This is a genomic window from Nitrospira calida (assembly GCF_976986435.1).
Genome location: NZ_OZ335950.1, coordinates 3,535,483 through 3,551,937 on the forward strand (window position 1 = coordinate 3,535,483; position 16,455 = coordinate 3,551,937).

A 16,455-nucleotide genomic window follows, 5' to 3' on the forward strand; every position below is an offset into this window, starting at 1 on the left:
TCCTCGCTCCGATCGTCCGGCTTTCCGCTCCCCATCGTGGCCAGCCGGTGGCTTCTTGCAGCCGCCCGGCGCTTCTCCCCCGGGAGTCGACGGATGACAGTCTCAACCGGTGTGTTTTGCAAACGGCTGCTCTTCTCCTCGGTCGTTCTTCTCGTGATCGGTCCGGTCTCTTATGGGCTCTACGTCTGGAAAGAAGGGAATTTCGACGTCGTCGCCGAAGGCCGGGTGTACCGCTCGCGCCAATTGGATCAGTATGAACTGGCCCGCTACGTGCGCGAGTACGGGATCAAGAGCATCCTGAATTTGAGAGGGAAGAATCTCGGTTCCCGGTGGTATCAGGAAGAACTCATGGCCGCGGAGTCGCTGGCACTCCGGCACTACGACTATGGGATTTCCGCCAATCGCGACGTCGCGGACCAAGATCTCGAGCGGATCTTGGCCATCCTCCGCGAGGCGCCCAAGCCCATTCTGATCCATTGTAAGTCTGGCGCTGACCGGACCTCCTTAATCTCGGCGCTGTATCTCTACGGCATCGAAGGCCGAAGCCCCGAGGAAGCGGAGCAACAGTTCTCGATGCGATATGGGCACATCCCGTTTCTCGGAAATTCTACGGCCGCAATGGACCGCGCGTTTCGCCGCTATGTGCGCACGCATCCTCTTTCTCGGAGCACGCCGCAGCATGGGTCGCTTCCCGCGTCGAAAGCAATGACCGACGACGCGATGGACGGGCGGATCCCTCGTGACGGTCGCCGCGATGGGATCTAGCCTGCCGTCTCGGCTCGTGACGGTCACGGGAGGCGCCGCGCTTCTCTGCCTGGGGACCGGTTGCGCCTGGATAAGCTTGGTCGCGACCGATTCCGTGGCCGAGTCCGCGGCGGTGGAGCGACGCTGCGCTCCCGCCGCGCCGGTTCCGGACTCCCGATACATCCGTCAACACGCTCCGGATTCGGAGAGCCCCCTTGCTCAGGTCCCCCCGGCGCTCGGCCACCGATTCTCTCGCGAAGCCTTGCTTATCGCCGAGACGATCGGAGTCTCCGATCTCATTGCGCAACTTCCGTCGCTGGAAGCCGAGGCGGAGCAGCAGATCGAACGCTCGGCCGTGCGCTTGCTCCAGGTCCGGCAGGAGCTGTCGGACCGACTGCTGCTCGCCTTTTTTGACGTCGCCCGCACAGCCGCCGAAGCTGACTGCGAAGAGGAACGCGCCGATCAGCTCGCGGATCGACTCCAGGAAACACGGGACCGGCGGGTGCGCACACAGACTCTTATCGCCATCATCGGCGACGCATTGGTGGGAGTCCTGTCCGGCGGGCTGAGTTTAGCCGGTCACGAGACCGCGGCCGCAGCGGGCGCGATCTCAGGGGGCGTGCTGGCGACGGCATTCGGCACCTCTGCGCTTTTCAGCGGCGTACAGCACGACTTTCGCCATCCCCGGAACCTCTTGCGGGAAGTCTGGGAGGCTCCCGACGAACCGACCCTGATCCCCAGATCGGTCTGGCGATTCCTGAATCGTCCGTTAGCCGACGATCCTGAGGGGCGGTCGTTGCGCGAGACCTTGATTTCTCGCTGGCGTCAACACGGGCGTCTGGGCGAGCCGAGTTCGGACACGGAGCAGCGACGGATCGCGTTGTTCTTCGGCGAAGGCGGCTTGTACGAGATTGAGGAACTCCGCGCCCGGGCCGCCATGCTGGATCTCCTCGAAGCGGACGTCAATCTCATGAGCCAGGACCTCGAACGCCTCCTGCAGGAGATTTTGGCCTCGCGAGCGCCCTGAGAAACTTAACAACCAGCACCGGAGGACCGCGGTTATGCGTTTCGGCTCTATGAAGATAACCTACGCTTCACTTGCAGTGACCGCCTGCGTCGTGACGCTTGTCGCCTTGCTCCCCCGACTTACGACCGCTGCAACGGAGGAAGAGATCGCCCGGTATCGCACGATCTGGAACCCTTTTTCGGCCGGCCCCCAGTTGGTCAGTTCGGCGGATCTGCAGCCCAAGGGCCAGTATTTTTTCCGTCCTTATGTCTACAGCGAGATCGGGCATGGTCAGTTCGGCAACACCTGGTCGAGCCGCTCTCGGTCACTCCCCCAACCGCTCTCCGCCATCAATCCGCAAGTCGAGTTCTCCTACGGCATCACGAATTCCGTCGAGTTCGAGATGTATGTCTCGGAAGTCTCATGGTGGCAATCCTCCGGGAACGGCCAGCCCGCTCGGAGCGGCCATGGATTGGGTGATACGACCGTGTTCCTCAAGTACCGCGCCATCGTTCAGCAGCCAGACACCTGGTGGCCGACCTTGACGAATGCGTTCTACGTCAGTCTGCCCACGAGCGACTGGGCCGGCACACCGTCGATCCCCGGCGGGTTCGCACCGCTGGGCCGCCTTCCCTCGACCCACTTCGGAGCGCCGGAATTCACGGAGTCCATCCTTTTTCGCAAGAATATTCGCCCGGTTCGCATCTCGGGCGGGATCTTCTATTCCTATGGCCCACCCAGCTCCAACAACGGCTTGCCCCAGTATTTCGGCGACATCTTCCAATATCGACTGGCCGTTGAACATTTCCTGGACGACGCCAAGGGATTCGCCTATGCGATCGAAGTCTTGGGGTTGCACGGCCTGCCGTTTCGGTTGGACGGACACTCCGTCAACACAAAGCCAGGCTCGTTCGGACTGGTCGGTGTCCAGCCCACCGTGGAGTACAAGTTCACGGATCAGATCGTCGGGGCCGCCGGTGTGCTGTTGACGCTCGCCGGGCAGAACGACATCGCCGCGATCTATCCCAATTTTTCGATCTACTTTTACTGGAGTCGGAGCGGGCGCGTGATCGCTCGTTAAGCGATCGCAACGCACCAATGACGTCTCTCGGCAGGGTCGTGGGACGGTCATTCACAACGAACCGGAGCCAGGCACGGGCGAACGGACGGAAGAGCGCCAGGCGGTGCATGCACGGCTGGAGGCGCTGGAGCGGCAACATCTTTCGTCAAGCGATTCGGCAAAGACCATGCCAAAGATGACGCTCGATCACGACGGCTCGCCGGGTTTGTTGTTTCTGGACACCAATGACGCGCTCCTGTTCAAAGCTCCATAAGGGCATTCGGAACGTTCCTCCTTTCTGCTCCGGAGGGACCGGGCTGTGAACTTTTCGCGGATGACTGGTAATTCGCCTGCGAATTGTGCAAGTGTTTACAAGGACGATCCTCTCGCATGGCCAAGAAGGAAGCCGATTCCGTCACCATAACTGATGGCTCCGTTCCCTTGCGGTCCCCAAGGGCGCACTGGATCACGCCGACCGTCGCGGGGATCGTGCTGGCTACGTTTTTGTCCGACTTGAGCCATGAGATGTGCACGGCGGTCCTGCCGCTCTATCTCTCGACCCTCGGCTTGGGCCCCGCCGCCTTAGGCCTGATCGAAGGAATCGCGGATTTCCTGGTCAGCCTGTCCAAGCTCCTCGGCGGGATCGTCGGGCACCACGTTCGCCGCAAACGGCCTTGGGCGTCGCTCGGCTATCTCGTCACGGCGGTGGCCACGTGGGGGATCGGGCTTGTCAACGGGCTTGCCGCCCTGTTGACCTTGCGCGGCACCGCCTGGATCGGCCGCGGCTTTCGGGGCCCGCTGCGTGACCATCTGCTCGCGGACGCGGTGGCCCCGACCCACTATGGACGCGCCTACGGGCTGGAACGCGCGGGCGACATGCTTGGGGCCGTCGCCGGACCGCTGGCGGCCGCGCTGTTTGTTTGGGCCGGCGTGGAGTTTCGCACGGTGATCCTCTGGACGTTGGCGCCCGGCCTTCTGGCGGCCGGGTCCTTGTTCTTTTTCACAAGGGAGCGCGACGCGACGATCTCGTTGACCCCGCAGGATGCCGATCCCAAACCTCGTCGCTCGTTCCCCCGCCTGTTCTGGATGTTCCTCGCCGGCGTCTTCCTGTTCGGCCTCGGAGATTTCTCTCGGACATTTCTGATCTGGCTTGCGGCCAAGCCTTTCGCCGAGAGCTCAGGACCCGCGGCCGACTCAATCTCGGCCGCCGTTCTTCTCTACACGCTCCATAACTTGGTGAGCGCCGCCGTGGCCTATCCGATCGGCCGTTTGGGCGATCGCGGGCATAAGCGGCAGATACTGATCGGCGGGTACGGCTTGGGGGTCGGCACCAATGTTTTTCTTGCGCTGTTCAGCCAGTCGCTTGGCTGGCTCGTCGCGATCGTCGTCCTCTCAGGCATCTATATTGCCGTTGAGGAAACGCTGGAGAAAGCCATCGCTGCCGAACTTCTTCCCGGCGAGCTGCGCAGCCTCGGCTTCGGCATCCTGGCCTGTGCGAACGCGGTGGGCGACATGGCGTCGAGCTTCTGGGTCGGATTCCTCCTGGACGCGCATCAGCCCGGTTGGGCGTTCGGCATGGCCGCGGCAGTCGGTGCCGCGGGAACCCTTTGGCTGGCCTGCGTGTGGAAATTTGCTGGGGTTAGATACAGACAAAAGTGACCTGAAGACAACAACAGACCCTCCCTCCTGCCCATCCGCGGACGCTGGCAAGGAATTCCCTAACGAATCTTCGCAGGAGAACCGGAGATCCACTCTGCTTCGTCAGGCACGAAGCGTCATCTCGCTTCTGACGCGCATGGGCTAACCCGCACGTTTGCCGCCGAGACCTCTCCCTGATCCGCTCTCCGCTTTTGCGCTAGAACGAGAGGGCCGACCTTTCGTCCTGAACTTTCAGTTGCTCGAGCATTTCGGGAGTCAGTTCCGGTTGCTTTTGATCGCTTGCGGTTTCCGGCATGATCATCGGCCGCTCGCGCTCCTTGGTCAGTTCAGACGCGCCGGACGTGGTTGGCTGCGAAGACGGCGGCGCCTGCGGAGGCTCCGCTCTCATTTCTTTCTCAGCCGAAGTTCCCGTGCCGGGCTGATCACCTGCGACCGCCATCGGCGCAAGCATCCAGAGCGCCAGCGCCACGACCAGGACCGGCCATGTCATGTTGAACGCGCTCCTGGCTGATCCGGTGTCACTCATGTTTCTCACCACCTTTCCCGCCCCAAAAATAAAAAACTCCCACCGCGCAATGCGCTGGTAGGAGTCATCAGCCGGTCACCCCCTCCTCAAGATTCCGGCGGTTGGGGTGAACTCCATCACCGATTCAATTCTGTCGTGTCAGTGTACAATATACAATCCAACCCAGGTGTGCTTCAACCGGCCCTCTGAGCGCTTCAATGCCGATCGATGCTTATCCGATTTGTTCCGCACGCTTCCAGAAATCTCAAGGGCTTAATTTGACCCTCCCCGGAGCATTCTGTAGAATGCCCCCGTGGTTGACGTGTATTCGATCCTTCGAAGGACCGCCCGCTCCGCATGACGGTTTCACCCCGCCCATGGGCTTCGGTGGTCATCCCGATCAAGGACGAACGGGAGAACCTGGTTCCCCTGACCGAGCGGCTGCTCAAGGTGCTTCACGCGCGCGAGGAGTCGCGGTCCGCGCCCTTCGAGATCATCTATATCGACGACGGGAGCACGGACGGCAGCGCCGCCGTGCTCGACCGGTTGGCGAACCAGTACCCTCAGGTCACCGCGCTGCATTTCGACCGGAACTATGGGCAGACGTCGGCCTTCGATGCGGGATTCCGGCACTCCACCGGCGAGCTGATCATCACGATGGACGGCGACCTCCAGAACGATCCAGAGGATATCGGCGCGCTGCTTTCCTCCGTCGATCGGTACGACCTGGTGTGCGGCTGGCGGCAACACCGGCACGATACGCTGATCCGGCGGCTGTCTTCGCGCATCGCCAACTTCGTGCGCAGCGCCGTGACCGGCGACCGCGTCCGCGATACGGGCTGCTCGTTGAAGGTGTTCCGGCGCGCCGTCGTGGAGCGGGTGCCGCTCTTCGACGGGATGCATCGGTTCTTCCCCGCGCTGGCGCTGATGTACGGCTTCACCGTGACGGAAGTGCCGGTGCAGCATTATCCCCGCGCCCACGGCGTCTCGAAGTACGGCGTCGGGAACCGACTCTTCAGAGGCCTGTACGATCTGATCGCCGTGCGGTGGATGATGAAACGAGTGTTGCGGTATCGATTCCGTGACCCGTGACGTCGTACCGGTCGACGAGGTTAGGGCACGCATCGGGACATGGGGAAAAGCCCCTTGGTCTCACAAGGATCAGGACATATGGCTTTGCCGCGGACTTGCAGACTCGACCCAGCCTGGCCGGACAAATGACAGGTGGGTCCGACGACAATGGCTTGGTTCGCCTTGATCGCGCAAGGCCCAGGCTGCTGGGACTTCTTCGATTTTTCACAGATCAATCCCTTGCGCATTACACATCACGCGTCGCGCCTTTCACATGACACTCACTGAAACCATCTGGATCGCGATCGGCTTTCTCGGCCAAGGACTGTTTTTCGGACGCTGGGTCCTGCAGTGGGTGGCTTCCGAGCGGAGCGCCGAGAGCCGCGTGCCGCTTGCGTTCTGGTACATGAGCCTGATCGGCGGGCTGATCACCTTGGCCTACGCCATCTACCGGATGGATCCGGTGTTCATCGCCGGCCAGAGCGTCGGGTCGTTCGTATATCTGCGGAACCTCATGCTCATCCATCGCGCTGGCGGGAAGCGGTCGCTGACCGAGGTTCGCTGGTGAGCACGGCGGGCGTCACATCGACCGTGGATCTTCGCGCAGCCTCCCCCTGGTCCCACCTGCTGCTGTTGTTGTCACTCGCCGGGCTCCTCTTCTTCCTCAACCTCGGAGGGATAGGGCTCACCGACCGCGATGAAGGCCGGAACGCCGAAGCCGGCCGCGAGATGTTCGAGACCGGCGACTGGATCAGCCCGACGTTCAATTACGAGCCCCGTTACGCTAAGCCGGTGCTCCTTTACTGGTTGATGAGCTTGTCCTATCGGCTGTTCGGCGTGAGCGAATTCGCCGCGCGGTTCCCGTCGGCGGTGTTCGGCGTCGCGTTGATCCTGTTGCAGTACGCATTTCTTCGGCGCTGGCGCGGAACGCCGGTCGACCTGTTCAGCGGGCTGATGCTGCTGCTCAACGTCGAGATCATCGGCCTGGGACGCATGGCCTTGACGGACAGCGTGCTGGTTTTCTTCACCACGCTGGCGCTCTACGGGTTCTGGTCCGGACTCCACGCTTCGACCGATCCCGGCACAGGCTTACAAGGTTCTGAACGTCACGTCATGTGGCTGTTTTACGTCGGTATGGCGCTGGCGACCCTGACGAAGGGGCCGGTCGGGGTCGTCGTGCCGCTGTTGACGGCAGCGCTGTATCTCACATGGACCAAGCGATGGGGACAGTTTTGGCGGCACGGCTTTCCGATGGCGGGCGTACTCGTGTTCGCGCTGCTCGCCTTACCCTGGTACGCCGCCATGCTGGCCATCCACGGCTCGGCCTACACCGCCTCCGCGCAGGCCAATACCGTCGGCCGGTTCCTCAATCCGATGGAAGGGCACAGCTTCACCGTCTTGTTCTACATCCCGGTGCTGTTGTTCGGGTTTTTCCCTTGGAGCGCTCTCCTGCCATTCGCGCTGCATGCCGCGTTCCGCGACTGGCGAGAGGCGCGAGGCACGCCGTCGCGGGAGCTGGAACTTTTCGCCGCCCTGTGGGTGGCCGGGGTGTTCTTGTTTTTCACCCTATCCTCCACGAGACTGCCGCACTATATCGCGCCGCTGTTCCCGGCCGCCGCAGTGTTGACCGCGTCCTATTGGCACCGCTGCGTGGCCGATCCCGCCACGCGCGGCGCCCGCGCGTCGATCCACGTGATGATGGGGCTGGGCTATACGCTGGCGTTGGGCTTGGCCGCTTTGCCTCCGTTGTATTCCACGTTTGCCGAGACCATCGCCAAAGAGTTTCCCGCGGCGACGGAGGCGGATCTCGGGATCGGCCCCTATGCCGCTGCCACCATCCTCGTGGTCGGCATGGCCCTGGTCGGCTATTTCGGTCTATGGGAAACGCGCCGGGCCGGCGCGTTTTGGGCGGCCGGCGCGTCGATCGCGCTGGTGGGGTTGATCGCGATTCAGGTGAGCCTGCCTCGCCTCAGCCGCTATTTCATCGCTCCGCCCCAGGAACTGGCCTTTACAGCCGGGCTGAACTTGGGGCCTCAAGACCGGCTCATCCTCTATGGGCCGCCTCGGCCGTCCGCGGTGTTCTACGCGAGACGCAAAGCCATCGTCATCCATCCCGGCGAGGAGGAGAACATCCGCCCGTATCTGAAGGAACCGGGCCGGACGATGATCTTGTTGCCGGCCCGGCTCAAATCCAAACTTCCCGAGGAAGCCGCAGACTATCCCGTCATCCTTCAGCGGTACGGCTATCTCCTGCTGGCCAATGAGCCCATGGTGAAGGTGCCAGCCGCCCAGCCGCCGCCCGATCTGTTGCGGATTCCGGGGCACTGACGGTCGCCACTCCTCAGTGGATCGGTACCGCACCTTTCACGCTCTGCAGCATCAGAACCGCCAGGACGATTCCAGCCAGCCACGCGCTCTCGGACAGGATGCGGACCGCCAGGCGCGACCCCATCGCGTGCTCGCAATCCGCCTCGGGCGAAGCCTGCCAGACCAACCACCAGGCCGCGCAGACGCACAGAGCCAGCGCCGCCACCAGCAGCGATCCCGTCGTGACCGCCAGGCCGACGCCGATGGCGACCTTCGCCTCGGATCGCCCAGCCACCCACCGCTTGCTTCCCGCGGCGGATCGGTCGTACATCCGGCTGACGACGCCGTAGAGCATCATGGCGCTTCCCAGGCTCAGCATCGCGGTGTGACGCCAGGAAGACTCCGCACCGTGCGAGACTGTCCAGAGGAATGTGAAGGCGGCGGCCAGATACGTGGTCACGTTGAGAAGGGCCCGGCTGAGCGCCGCGGGCCATTGCCTGAACGGCTCGGCCGCCGCGGCCCCGACGAGGACCCCGATCACGGCGCCGGCCGCCACGTCGGTGGGAAAGTGCGCCCCTCGCAGGACCCGGCTCGCCGCGATGGCGACGGCGACGCCCATCGCGCCCCACGCGACTCGGGGACATTGTCTGGACAAAACCATTGCGACCGCGAAAGAGGCGGAGGCATGGCCGGAAGGAAAGGAGTCGAAGCCGTTATCCATCGAGGGGCCCAGTTGCTGAGTTCCCGTGTGCATGAACTTCGGACGAGGCCGGCCGATCAGATGCTTAAGCCCGTTCGCCACAATCGCCACCGCGCCGTGCGCGATCAAGGTCCGGAGCCCCGCCGCTCGTACGACCGGCCACCTGCCCGCGAACCCGACGGCCAGCAACGTCAGAGAGAAGAGCACCAGGGATCGCCCCCGGCCCAGCGCATCGCCGAGCTCACTGAACCGGGCCAGCCAGGGATTCGGCAAATACCCCACCGGATGATAGAGCGAGCGCATGGCTCGAACCACCGGAACATCCAGTTGGGTCAGCCCCCAGAACACGACGGCAAGCGACGCACAAGACAGGAGCGCGATCGCCAGCCGCAAAGAGCGAGGTGCGATCTGCTCTGCGTTCCATGCTGTTGCCTGTTCGCTGTTTGCTCTCTCCGGCGAAGTCATGGGACCCAGTCGGCGAGGAAGATGTTGAACTCTCCGGGTTCCTTCGCGCCGCGGTCTGACACCCAGACCAGTTTCTTGCCGTCGGGCGAGAACATCGGGAAACTGTTGAAAGAGCCTTCGAACGTGACGCGCTCCAAGCCGGTTCCGTCGTCGTTGATGAGATAGAGATGAAACGACGGCGGACTTCCGCGTTCCGTTTTCCGCCGGCCATCACCCGTCAACGGAGAAGGGGACCCGGAAGAAGAGGACACGTCGTGCACGTTCGACGAAAAGATGATCCGCCGGCCGTCCGGATGAAAGAATGGCGCGAAGTTGGAGGCGCCGTTGGCTGTTACTTGCCGCTTGCCCGTGCCGTCCGCGTTCATCACGAAGATTTCCAGTCGGCTCGGTTCGACCAAGTTCTGCGCCAGCAAGGCTTTGTATTTGGCGAGATCGGCGGGATCCGTAGGATGGTGCGCTCGATAGACGATGCGTTTGCTGTCCGGCGAGAAGAAGGGGCCGCCGTCGTAGCCGACTTCGTCGGTGAGCCGTCGCAGGTGGGTGCCGTCCAGGCTCATGGCGTAGATGTCCAGATCCCCGTCGCGCACCGAGGTGAACACGATCGTCTTGCCGTCCGGCGAGACAGTTGCCTCGGCGTCATAGCCCGGCGTATGGGTCAGGCGTTGCATTTGCTGACCGTCGATCCTAACCGAAAAGATGTCGTAGTCGTCCAAAGCCCAGCGGTAGGCCCCGTCCCGTTTGGGCTTGGGCGGACAGTCGGGCCCCCGCAAATGGGTGGAGGAGAAGAGCACACGCCGGTCGCCTGGAAAGAAGTAGCCGCAGGTGGTCGCCCCCGTCCCGGTGCTGACGAGGCGGATGTGGCCGGTCTCCAGATCCATCACGTACATCTGATAACAGCCGAGGCCCGACTCCGCCGGCGCGTGCGTTTCTACGAAGGTGTTTTTCATCCAATTATTGGTGGATTGAAAAATGAGCTTGGTGCCGTCGAAGGAAAAATACGCTTCGGCGTTTTGCCGGCCGAAGGTGAGCTGGCGGATGTTCGCGAGGTGCCGCTCGATCGCGTCTCGGGATTCGAAGCTCGCCGTGCGAGATTGATCGGCGTTCGGAAGGCTTCGCGCGTCGACTGTCGCACTTCGCACGTCGGAACACAATGTCCCCGCGAGCACGCTCAACAAGATGAGTAATCCAGGGTTCGGCATTGACTTAGGGCGCTTCAACCACGACCTCCACCACATCCTGCGACTCTTCCCAGTCTCCGCGGGCCGCCACCGCGCCGTCGCGGAAGACGACATAACTGTTCCATCCGTAGAAAAACAACAGCCTAGCGACTTTCGCCGCCGCCTCCGGCGACACCCCGTAAAAGAGCGTTACGACGCTTGCTGGCAGGTCCGGCCGCCGGCAGGACACCAAGAGCGCCACCTGCGGCCCTTCATAGCGATTTCCCTCGACGGCGAACCAATCTTCGGCGATCCGCACTTTCCCGCCGCAGCCCTGCACTGCCCACTCGGCGGCCCGATTGGCGCCGGGCCCACCCAATACTAGCACCGACCCTTCGCCCGAGACACTGTCCGCTGTTGTTCCTTCGACAACGTCGGTCTGTTCACCGGCTGGTCGTGACGGATTTTGCTTGACGATGCGGGCGACCAGTTCCCGATACGGCGCGAGCGCCGCCTCCAGCCCGGCATGAGGCGGCACCACCGATCGGCGCCGGTCGGTCGCATAGAGATTCAGCATCGGCGGAAGCCGAGCACGGTCCAGATATCGAAACAGCATCAGGTCAGGATCAAGCCCGACGGCGACGGGTTTGGCCGGAACGGATAGGGTCGCATCCTGCTCGGCTTGCTCGATCGTGATGTCCGCGCGGTGCGCCAGATTTCCCTCCATTTGGACGAGCACCGGCATCCGGAATCGAAACGGAGTTCCCGCCTGCACGACTCGGACGGTAAGCCGATAGCCGCCCGGCTCCGCCGGTCCGGCCGCCGGCCGTGCCGTCGCACCCGTGATTTTCACATCCGGGGCGCCGGGTCGCTCGATCCATTGGGCGAAAAACCAGCGCAGATCCCTGCCGGCCGTTCCGGCGAAGACTCGTTCGAGATCGCGCCAATCGGCATACGCTCCCTGATAGTCCGCCACCAGCCTCTTCACGCCGGCCCAGAAGGCCGTTTCGCCGATCTCGCCGCGTAGCATGTGGAAGACCATAGCCGCTTTTTGGTAGCCGATGGCATTGTCCTTCTCGTCCGTTTTCCGCGTGAACCTTGCAACCGGATAGTCTTGCTCCGGCCTGACATGCACGGCGTAGCCGTAGAGCATCAGGCGCCGTTCCCGTGTGGCCTCCTCGGCCTTCCCGGTTAACTCGTGCCAATAGTAATTGGCGAGGTAGGTGGTGAGGCCTTCGACCCAATTCCCCGTTCCCGTCCGGTTCAAGACGGCGTTGCCGATCCAGGAGTGCACGATCTCATGGCCCAATGCGTAAGGCTGCACATAGTGGCGCTTGATCACGCCGCTTCCCAGCAGGGTGAACGACGGCATGCCCAAGCCGCTGGCGAAAAAATTTTCCACGACGGCGAACTTGGGGAACGGATACGGGCCGAGGATCCCGCTGTAGACTTCCAGATAGCGGAGGGACGCGTCAAGATACTCGTCCGCCAGGTGGGCGTCTTCGGGGAACAGATAGGTAGCCACCCGGATCGGGCGTCCTCCCTTGTCCCGCCACTCCCGCTGCGACGTGACGAAGCGATTGGCCACGAGCGTCAGCGCTTCGGTCTTTTCCGCCACTTCCCACTCGGCCGTTACCGACTCTGGTCCCCCGCCGGCTTCTCGCCGGGAGAGTTCTCTGCCGTGTGTGACGGCCACCCACCCGCGAGGCGCAGTCACCAGGACATGGAAGGTCGCGAGCGAACCGGCGAGGTCCGGGTACCATTCCGTTTCGCCGCTCAGATACACGCCTTCCGGACCGATATGACCGGAGGTTTCGCTGGGCGTCACGAAACGCAGATGTCGGGGTTCGCGCGGCGGATCATTGATGAGGCCCTCATACCGCCATTCCAACATGAGGGTCCGGCCGGACGGAATCGCGCGTTCCAATCGGACGAGCACCCGTTGGCCTTGCGATCCAGAAGGCGCCGGGGTTGTTTCCGATTCGGTCGTCCACGTAACCGTGATCGACTGGGACTCCAGGCTAGCCCGGATCTGGCGTACCTGAAGCGACGCCGCCAGCGAAAACGCGAGTTGCTCGATCGGGCCGGCCCCGAGTTCGACCGTCATGCGGTCGACGGCGATCAGCCGATGCGTATCCGGAAGGAGATCGATGGTGAGCGCATGAGACCGGATGCGCGCGTCCTGCGGCTTGAGCGGGTCGGCAGGTCCCGTGGCGGCCCAGGCGAACGAAGAGCCTCCCTGCAGAAGGCCGGCGAAGGAAAGCACTGCGGCGGGGAACAGGCCGGCGAGGCGCACGAGGCGAAACAGAATCACCCTCCACCGTGGCACAGAAGCAGCAAACTCAACATTCCCGACACACCAGCACAAGTTGGATCGCCGTCAACAATCGCTCCAGGTCGATGGGTTTGCCCAAGACTTCCTGCGGGCCCATGGCCCAGGCCTTGTCGAGCAACTCTTCGCTCTGACTGCCGGTGAGGATGATGATTCCGCCCTGGTATTCTCGTTCCCGCAAGGCGCGCAGCACATCTACGCCGTTCATGCCCGGCATGATCACGTCCAGCAGCACCAGATCCGGCGGCGCTTGCTCGATCATCCTCAGCGCTTCGGGTCCGTCTTTGGCTCCCTGCGCGCGATACCCGCGCAGATTCAGGAAGCGGACCAGCAGGTCACGCACCATCATTTCGTCGTCCACCACGAGAATGGTTTCGCCTTCGGTGCTGGCTGGGGCAATCGCTTGCGGTAAGGACGGGGTGAACGCTCGCGCAGTCGGTTGCTGGGCCACCCGATTCACCGTCCCGATCAGCACGTCCAGGGACAACCCTTTCCGCAGAAAATCCGTGACCATCAATTCGCGAGCCTGATTTTCCTGCGCCTCAGTCGCCCCGCCTCCCAGGATGATGACTGGAGCATAGGGGTCGATGGCGCGGATCTCTTTGAGCACCGTCAGCCCGTCCATCTCAGGCATCCGCAAGTCCAGCAACGTGACGCGCGGAGTCAGTTTGCGAAATAGGTCCAGACCCTCGCGCCCGCTGGTCGCCGCGAGCACGTGATAGCCTTGGCGCGAGAAGACGGCTTGGAGCAGGTCGCAATTCAACCGATCGTCATCGATCACAAGAAGGGTGTTCACAGGATGACTCGTGAAGGGAGCCGTGAGGCTGCCGTCAGCATAACACAGGCGCCGGACCATGAGAAGGAATTGACGTGATCGAAGCAAGCCGGCGATTAGGCCGACTTGTCGAACAGCGCCTCCACGAAAGCTTGCGGATCGAAATCCTGCAGATCGTCGACCGCCTCGCCGACGCCGATCAAGCGGACGGGAATCTTGAACTCCTCGGCGATGGCCACGACGATTCCGCCGCGCGCGGTGCCGTCCAGCTTGGTCAACGCCAGCCCCGTCACGCCGACCGCTTCGTGAAACTGCCGCGTCTGCGACAGGGCGTTTTGCCCCACGGTGGCATCCAGGACCAGGAGTACCTCTTGCGGCGCGCCGGGCTGTTCCTGCGCCAGCACGCGTTTGATCTTCCGCAATTCTTCCATCAGATTCGACTTCGTGTGCAACCGGCCGGCGGTATCGATCAACACCGCCTCAACGCCGCGGGCTTTAGCGGCCGCCAGGCCGTCGAAGGCGACGGCGGCCGGATCGGCGCCATGCCGCTGGCGAACCAGCTCCACACCGATCCGGTCCGCCCACACCTGGAGTTGATCGATCGCCGCGGCCCGAAAGGTATCGGCCGCCACCAGGAGCGGCGTGGTGCCGCCCTGCCGTAATCGCTGGGCCAGTTTGGCGAGCGTCGTGGTTTTCCCCACCCCGTTGACGCCGACCGTCAGGACAACATAGGGGCGCGGGCCCTTGGCAATCAATCGTTCAATCGATTCGCCGGCGCAGGCGCGCAGGCTGTCGAGAATGATCGCCCGAAGCTGATCTTGCAGATATGCGGCGTCCGAGCCTCCGCTGCGGGCCTGCACCCGCACACGCTCCATCAGCCGGCTCACGACACGGACTCCCAGGTCCGCTGAGATCAACGCGGCCTCCAGTTCGTCGAGCAAGGCCGGATCCGGAGCCCGGCCGGTCAACCGGTTCAGTGAGCCCTTGATGACCCCGCGGGTCTTGGCTAACCCTTGGCTGAGCCGTTGAAACCAACTCATCTTCTTCCTTGGCTTGAAGCAAATCGCGAGGAGCGAGCAACCCCGGAATCCCACTTACTGCCTTCGGCTATTCGCTATTTACTACTTGCTATCAGCGTCGGAATTGGCTGCAGCGCCCGCCATACGGCACGTTCTTTGCGCTTCATCCGGCGGGCTTCTCTCTCTCCACGTTCGTGATCATATCCGCACAGGTGCAAGACCCCGTGGATCAGCAGCGCCGCGACTTCATGATCGACGGGACGGCCGTCACGTACCGCCTGCCGTGCGGCCGTGGGCAGAGAAATTACCACATCCCCGAGAAGCGGCGTCACGGGCGTCGGCCCTTCTCGCATCGCGAACGCCAGCACGTCGGTCGGCGCATCGTGCCCGCGATACCGGCGGTTCAATTTCCGCATCCGACGATCGCCGACCAGCTCCACACTGAGTTCGGCGCGGGACTCGCCGACCGTCTCTAACAGCTTTTGGGCCAATGCCTTGAACGCGGCGGTTCGGATCACAATACGGCGCGGCCTTGCCCGCAGCAATACCGGCATTAGTGCGGTTGACCCCAGTGGTCTTTTGAGGTCTGGTCGGAAGACTGAGATCGGCGGGTGGAAGGATGGCGCGCAGCCGGGGGCTGCCTGGAGGCCTTCGCCGATTTGGTCTCCGCCTCGCGACCGGCGCCGTGCCGATCGTAGGCTTTGATGATTTCCTGCACCAACCGATGGCGGACCACGTCGCGCTCATCGAAATAGACGAACTGAATCCCATCGATATCGCGCAAGATGTCCCGGATCTCGATCAACCCGGATACGCGGTCGGCCGGCAAATCGACCTGGGTCACATCCCCGGTGACCACGGCCTTTGAGTGGAACCCCAGACGGGTGAGAAACATCTTCATCTGCTCGGCCGTGGCGTTCTGTGCTTCGTCCAGGATGACGAACGAGTCGTTCAGCGTTCGGCCGCGCATGAACGCGAGCGGCGCGATTTCGATCTCGCCGCGCTCGACCAGCCGGTTGGCACGGTCCACATCCATCATGTCGTAGAGCGCGTCGTAGAGCGGCCGTAAATAGGGATTGACCTTGGCGTACATGTCTCCTGGCAGAAAACCAAGTTTCTCCCCCGCTTCGACCGCCGGTCTGGCCAGGATGATGCGGCTGACTTCTCTGCGCAGCAACGCGTTGACCGCCATCGCCATCGCCAGATAGGTTTTGCCTGTTCCTGCCGGACCGATGGCGATCACGATGTCGTATTTCTCGATCGCTTCGATGTACGCCTTTTGACCGGCAGACTTGGGAACAATGAACCGTTTCTTGGTGGCGATGGGAGCGGCGCTGAGCAGGAGGTCTTTGAGCGGTGTGTCCTGATTCTGCCGAAGCGCCGTCAGGACCAACCCCACGTCTTCGGCTTTCAGTTCGTATCCTTCGGTCGCTAAAGCAGCCAGTTCCGTCAACACCCGTTCGGCCCGCCGTTCGGCGTCGGGCGAGCCTTCGATCGCCACCTCTTCGCCTCGCGCCGACAACCGAACGCCAAACTCTTCTTCGATCAGTTTCAGGTGCCGGTCGTGATGACCGAAGAGCGCAGCGGTATTCGTCCCTTCTCGCAGCTTGATTTTACGCACGCGACGCTTTTGCGACAACCTCCCATTCCGTGGC

At 62.9% G+C, this 16,455-nt stretch carries 15 protein-coding genes and 1 riboswitch; of the genes, 7 read left to right on the forward strand and 8 right to left on the reverse strand.

The window, feature by feature from the left end; translation table 11 throughout:
* Positions 1-93: 93 nt before the first annotated feature.
* The 4 genes from ACWHTU_RS17235 (at position 94) to ACWHTU_RS17250 (ending at position 4,469) form a co-directional block, all read left to right on the forward strand.
* The gene (locus ACWHTU_RS17235; protein ID WP_447860642.1) at positions 94-765 is read left to right on the forward strand and encodes a dual specificity protein phosphatase family protein; all 672 of its coding nucleotides are present in this window, start codon (positions 94-96) and stop codon (positions 763-765) included.
* Positions 755-1,771: a hypothetical protein gene (locus ACWHTU_RS17240; RefSeq protein ID WP_447860643.1), complete on the forward strand. Its 1,017-nt coding sequence runs from the start codon at positions 755-757 to the stop codon at positions 1,769-1,771. Before ACWHTU_RS17235 ends, ACWHTU_RS17240 begins: the two co-directional genes overlap by 11 nt.
* A gap of 34 nt (positions 1,772-1,805) precedes the next feature.
* Positions 1,806-2,831: a hypothetical protein gene (locus tag ACWHTU_RS17245; RefSeq protein WP_447860644.1), complete on the forward strand. Its 1,026-nt coding sequence runs from the start codon at positions 1,806-1,808 to the stop codon at positions 2,829-2,831.
* Positions 2,832-3,200: 369 nt separating this feature from the next.
* Positions 3,201-4,469: an MFS transporter gene (locus tag ACWHTU_RS17250; protein ID WP_447860645.1), complete on the forward strand. Its 1,269-nt coding sequence runs from the start codon at positions 3,201-3,203 to the stop codon at positions 4,467-4,469.
* A 196-nt stretch (positions 4,470-4,665) separates the two neighbouring features.
* Here the strand turns inward: ACWHTU_RS17250 and ACWHTU_RS17255 are convergent, their stop codons facing one another.
* Positions 4,666-4,995, reverse strand: a complete 330-nt coding sequence (locus tag ACWHTU_RS17255) for a hypothetical protein (protein WP_447860646.1) — start codon at positions 4,993-4,995, stop codon at positions 4,666-4,668.
* A gap of 51 nt (positions 4,996-5,046) precedes the next feature.
* A riboswitch (Fluoride riboswitch) is annotated at positions 5,047-5,125 on the reverse strand.
* A gap of 206 nt (positions 5,126-5,331) precedes the next feature.
* Between ACWHTU_RS17255 and ACWHTU_RS17260 the strand changes: the two genes are divergently transcribed.
* The 3 genes from ACWHTU_RS17260 to ACWHTU_RS17270 all read left to right on the forward strand — a co-directional run bounded on the left by ACWHTU_RS17260 (position 5,332) and on the right by ACWHTU_RS17270 (position 8,373).
* On the forward strand, positions 5,332-6,066 hold the full coding sequence (locus ACWHTU_RS17260) for a glycosyltransferase family 2 protein (protein WP_447860647.1): 735 nt from the start codon (positions 5,332-5,334) through the stop codon (positions 6,064-6,066).
* 253 nt (positions 6,067-6,319) lie between these two features.
* Positions 6,320-6,613 carry a lipid-A-disaccharide synthase N-terminal domain-containing protein gene (locus tag ACWHTU_RS17265; protein WP_447860648.1) on the forward strand — a complete coding sequence of 98 codons (294 nt, stop codon included), beginning with the start codon at positions 6,320-6,322 and terminating at the stop codon, positions 6,611-6,613.
* Positions 6,610-8,373: an ArnT family glycosyltransferase gene (locus tag ACWHTU_RS17270; protein WP_447860649.1), complete on the forward strand. Its 1,764-nt coding sequence runs from the start codon at positions 6,610-6,612 to the stop codon at positions 8,371-8,373. The genes ACWHTU_RS17265 and ACWHTU_RS17270 overlap by 4 nt, the downstream gene beginning before the upstream one ends.
* Positions 8,374-8,386: 13 nt before the next feature.
* Here ACWHTU_RS17270 and ACWHTU_RS17275 read toward each other — a convergent pair whose 3' ends face one another.
* The 7 genes from ACWHTU_RS17275 to ACWHTU_RS17305 all read right to left on the reverse strand — a co-directional run bounded on the left by ACWHTU_RS17275 (position 8,387) and on the right by ACWHTU_RS17305 (position 16,421).
* On the reverse strand, positions 8,387-9,445 hold the full coding sequence (locus ACWHTU_RS17275) for a phosphatase PAP2 family protein (RefSeq protein WP_447860650.1): 1,059 nt from the start codon (positions 9,443-9,445) through the stop codon (positions 8,387-8,389).
* Positions 9,446-9,513: 68 nt separating this feature from the next.
* Complete coding sequence (locus tag ACWHTU_RS17280) at positions 9,514-10,656, reverse strand: TolB family protein (RefSeq protein ID WP_447860651.1); 1,143 nt, start codon at positions 10,654-10,656, stop codon at positions 9,514-9,516.
* 64 nt (positions 10,657-10,720) lie between these two features.
* Positions 10,721-12,988 carry a M1 family metallopeptidase gene (locus tag ACWHTU_RS17285; RefSeq protein WP_447860652.1) on the reverse strand — a complete coding sequence of 756 codons (2,268 nt, stop codon included), beginning with the start codon at positions 12,986-12,988 and terminating at the stop codon, positions 10,721-10,723.
* A gap of 28 nt (positions 12,989-13,016) precedes the next feature.
* On the reverse strand, positions 13,017-13,802 hold the full coding sequence (locus ACWHTU_RS17290) for a response regulator (protein ID WP_447860653.1): 786 nt from the start codon (positions 13,800-13,802) through the stop codon (positions 13,017-13,019).
* Positions 13,803-13,897: 95 nt separating this feature from the next.
* Complete coding sequence (ftsY, locus tag ACWHTU_RS17295; protein ID WP_447860654.1) at positions 13,898-14,821, reverse strand: signal recognition particle-docking protein FtsY; 924 nt, start codon at positions 14,819-14,821, stop codon at positions 13,898-13,900.
* A gap of 74 nt (positions 14,822-14,895) precedes the next feature.
* Positions 14,896-15,354 (reverse strand): rRNA maturation RNase YbeY, encoded by a 459-nt coding sequence (gene ybeY, locus ACWHTU_RS17300; RefSeq protein WP_447860655.1) that lies wholly within the window; start codon positions 15,352-15,354, stop codon positions 14,896-14,898.
* Positions 15,354-16,421, reverse strand: a complete 1,068-nt coding sequence (locus ACWHTU_RS17305) for a PhoH family protein (RefSeq protein ID WP_447860656.1) — start codon at positions 16,419-16,421, stop codon at positions 15,354-15,356. Before ACWHTU_RS17305 ends, ybeY begins: the two co-directional genes overlap by 1 nt.
* Between the last annotated feature and the right edge of the window lie 34 nt (positions 16,422-16,455).